We start from the raw sequence: 3156 nt of genomic DNA, 5'->3' as shown, positions 1-3156 counted from the left end.
CCACCCGCGAGCCGGGCGCCACCAAGCTGGGCATGCGGCTGCGCGCGCTGCTGCTGGACAAGGAGCAGACCGGGATGTCGCCGCGGGCCGAGGCGCTGCTGTACGCCTCGGACCGGGCCGACCACGTGCACCAGGTGATCCTGCCCGCGCTGCGCCGGGGCGCCATCGTCATCAGCGACCGCTACGTGGACTCCACCCTGGCCTACCAGGGGGCCGGGCGGGAGCTGCCGCCCGAGGACATCGCCCGGGTGAACGGCTGGGCCACCGGAGGGCTGGTGCCGCGGCTGACGGTGCTGCTCGACCTCCCGGCCGAGGAGGGGCTGTCCCGGCTGGGCGGCGGCACCGACCGCATCGAGGCCGAGTCCCAGGACTTCCACGACCGGGTCCGGCGCGGCTTCCGCGAGCTGGCCGACCGGGCGCCCGAGCGCTACCTGGTGGTCGACGCGCGCGATCCGCAGGACCGGGTCACCCGGGAGATCCAGCGCCGACTGCGGCCGCTGCTGCCCGACCCGGTCCCCTCCGACGCCGAGGCGATCACCGGGATGATGCCGGTCGTGGGCGACCAGGACGGCGACACGTAGCCGCGGCGGCGCCCGTTCCCCGGGACGGGCGCCGCCCGTCGGCGCCCGCCCCTATCCTGGGGGCGATGAGCGTCTTCGACGACCTGGTGGGCCAGGACGAGGCGGTGGCCGCGCTGCGCGCGGCCGCCGTCGCCGCCGCGGGCGGGGGCGGCACCTCGATGACCCACTCCTGGCTGTTCACCGGGCCGCCCGGGTCCGGGCGGAGCGAGGCCGCGCGCGCGTTCGCCGCGGCGCTGCAGTGCCCCGACGGCGGGTGCGGCCACTGCCCCTCCTGCCACCAGGTCCTCGCCGGTACCCACGCCGACGTGCTCTACGTGCGCCCCAGCGGGCTCAGCTTCGGCGTGGAGCGCACCCGCGCGCTGGTCCTGCAGGCCGCCGCGCGCCCCGCCTCCGGCCGGTTCCGCGTCGTGCTGTTCGAGGACGCCGACCGGGCCACCGAGGCCGCCTCCAACGCCCTGCTCAAGGCGGTGGAGGAGCCCTCCCCGCGCACCGTGTGGCTGCTGTGCACGCCCACGGCCGAGGACATGCTCGTCACCATCCGCTCCCGGTGCCGCCTGGTGCGGCTGCGCACCCCGTCCACGGCGGCGGTGGTGCGGGCCCTGGTCGAGCGGGACGGGATGGAGGAGGCCGCCGCGGCCGAGGCGGCGCGGGCCGCGGCCGGGCGCCTGGACCGGGCGCGGCTGCTGGCCTCCGACGCCGAGGCGCGCGAGCGCCGCGCCGAGGTGCTCTCCCTTCCGGCCCGGCTGGACGGGACGGGCGCCTGCGTCTCGGCGGCCGCACGCCTGTACGAGCTGGCCGAGGGCGAGGCCAAGGCGGTGTCGGCGGCGCTGGACGAGACCGAGCGCGCCGAGGTCAAGGCGGCGTTCGGCGAGGGCGGCACCGGCAAGGGCGTGGCCAAGGCGGTGCGGGGCGCCGCCGGGGCGCTGAAGGACCTGGAGGAGCGCCAGAAGCGCCGCGCCACCAGGATCAAGCGGGACACCTACGACACGGCGCTGACCGAGCTGGTGCTGTTCTACCGGGACGTGCTGGCGCTGCAGATGGGCGCCCCGGTGGAGCTGCCGACCGGGTCGGCCCGCGGCGACCTGGAGCGGGTGGCCCGCGGCTCTTCGCCCGAGTCGACGCTGCGCCGCATCGACGCGGTCATGGAGTGCCGCCGCCGCATCGACGCCAACGTGCACCCGCAGATCGCCCTGGAGGCGATGACGGCCGCCCTGTACGAGGGCTGAGGGCGGGGGCTGTGGCAGGCTCGGTGCCGTCCCCTCCCCGACGCGAAGGAAGTCCCCCCGTGAAGAGGCTCCGCCCGGCGGCCGCTGTGGCCGCGGCCCTCGCCGTCACCGCCGCCGGATGCGCCGGGGGGCAGGGCGGCGGCCCGGAACCGGCCTCCTCGGCCCCTGAGGCGGCGCTGGAGCCGTTCTACACCCAGACCATCGACTGGGGCCCCTGCCCGGACGGCGGCGAGGGCTTCGAGTGCGGGGTGTTCGAGGTCCCCATGGACTACGCCGACCCCGGCGGGCGCTCCCTGGAGATCGCCGTCAAGCGGTTGCCCGCCGAGGGGGAGTCCGAAGGGGCGCTGCTGGTGAACCCCGGAGGACCGGGCGGATCGGCCTACGACTACGCCGGAGCGGCCACCAGCGCCGTCAGCCAGGACGTCCGGGAGCGCCTCGACGTGGTCGGGTTCGACCCGCGCGGGGTGGCCCGCAGCGAGCCCCTCTCCTGCCTGCCCCCCGAGCGCATGGACGACTACCTGGGGGCCGACCTGGAGAGCGAGGACGGCGACGGCGACCCGCTGGAGATCGGCGACGCCGGGGTGGAGGCGCTGGAGGAGTCCGTCCAGGGCTTCGTGGACGGGTGCCGGGAGCGCTCCGGGGACCTCATGATGCACCTGGGCACCGAGAACGTGGCGCGCGACATGGACGTGCTGCGCGCCGTCCTGGGCGACGGGCGGCTCACCTACCTCGGCAAGTCCTACGGCACCCTGATCGGGGCCTACTACGCCGACCTGTTCCCGGAGCGCGTGGGCGCCATGGTGCTCGACGGCGCCCTCGACCCGGGCCTGGACGCGCTGGAGACCACCGTGCAGCAGGCCGGGGGCTTCGAGACGGCGCTGCGCGCGTTCGTCGAGGACTGCCAGGGGCGGGACGGGTGCCCGCTCGGCGAGGAGGAGGACGGCGTGGACGCCGGGGTGGACCGGGTCGCCGACCTGTTGGAGCAGGCGGGGCGCGAGCCGTTGGACAACGCCACGGACGACGGCCGCGAGGTCGGCCGCGCCCGGGTGGAGATGGGCATCATGGGCGCGCTCTACAGCGAGGGCTACTGGGGCGAGGTGCGCGACGCCCTCACCGACGCGATCGAGGACGGCGACGGCACCGCGCTGCTGCGCCTGGGCGACCGCCTCTACGACCGGGACGACCCGGACGACTTCACCAACTCGGTGTCCTCGCTGGTGGCGGTGAACTGCTCGGACGCCCCGGCGCCGCGCGACCCCGAGGCCTACCGCAGGGCGGCGGAGCAGGCCGCCGAGGCCTCCCCGCTGTTCGGGCCGTCCTCGGCGTGGGCGGCGTTCACCTGTGCCCAC

The 3156-nt window shown here is 76.4% G+C and carries 3 protein-coding genes; all 3 read left to right on the top strand.

What is annotated here, in order from left to right:
* A partial coding sequence (gene tmk / locus D476_RS0126035) for a dTMP kinase (protein WP_026123860.1) occupies positions 1–581 on the top strand: 581 nt, incomplete at its 5' end.
* A 65-nt stretch (positions 582–646) separates the two neighbouring features.
* On the top strand, positions 647–1807 hold the full coding sequence (locus tag D476_RS0126030) for a DNA polymerase III subunit delta' (protein ID WP_017626845.1): 1161 nt from the start codon (positions 647–649) through the stop codon (positions 1805–1807).
* Positions 1808–1866: 59 nt separating this feature from the next.
* A partial coding sequence (locus D476_RS0126025) for an alpha/beta fold hydrolase (protein ID WP_017626844.1) occupies positions 1867–3156 on the top strand: 1290 nt, incomplete at its 3' end.

This window comes from Nocardiopsis chromatogenes YIM 90109, assembly GCF_000341185.1.
GTDB classification, from domain to species: domain Bacteria; phylum Actinomycetota; class Actinomycetes; order Streptosporangiales; family Streptosporangiaceae; genus Nocardiopsis_A; species Nocardiopsis_A chromatogenes.
This window is presented reverse-complemented; position numbering and strand designations above follow the sequence as displayed.

Bases quoted from the DNA above. Each gene is read 5' to 3' on its own strand.
- D476_RS0126030 (WP_017626845.1), top strand. From the start codon at position 647: ATGAGCGTCTTCGACGACCTGGTGGGCCAGGACGAGGCGGTGGCCGCG.